This is a genomic window from Shewanella sp. KT0246 (assembly GCF_019654955.1).
GTDB lineage: Bacteria > Pseudomonadota > Gammaproteobacteria > Enterobacterales > Shewanellaceae > Shewanella > Shewanella goraebulensis.
In genome coordinates, this window is sequence record NZ_BPEV01000136.1 from 1 (window position 1) to 517 (window position 517).

The 517-nt window shown below is 44.1% G+C and carries 1 protein-coding gene; it reads right to left on the bottom strand.

The genetic code is table 11. The features are described 5' to 3' along the window. On the bottom strand, positions 1–238 hold a 238-nt coding region (locus K5Q58_RS20815), incomplete at its 3' end, for an ATP-binding protein (protein WP_220755744.1). Positions 239–517: the final 279 nt, after the last annotated feature.

Below are 517 nucleotides of genomic sequence, written 5' to 3' on the forward strand. Positions count from 1 at the left end.
CAATAATCAATTGCTGAGTGTCGCTTAAGTAAGAAGTAATCTCAAATTTTGCACCATCAAGGTTAGCGTAAGCGTGTTCAAATACGTTATTCACCAGCTCCACAATGCATAGCTCCATCTGTCCTATCACTGCTCCATCTAAGCCGAGGGAGTGCCAAAAAGGAAGAATATCGGAGGCTACGGTACGGGATGCTTCTAAGCTGCTTGTGTATTGTTGGTTAAACTTCCTTGTGTTCACGTTAATCTCCCTATTGCCACCGTGGTCAGGGGCTCCAGTACTATCCTCTAGGATGAGCATCGCTACAGCTATGCGCTTGCTGTTAACGCGTCTTCAATTGTTGAATAGCTCAATATTAGCTTGTTGACTCGAGTCAACTTAAGTAAGTCTAAGATCGGTTTTTGCGGATTAATGATACTTATCTTGGTATTACGAAGCATCTTGTATGCCCCCATCACTGCCCCGAGCCCACGAGACATCTCAGGATCTCGTATGCCGTCTTCTGCTTGAAAAAAAAAA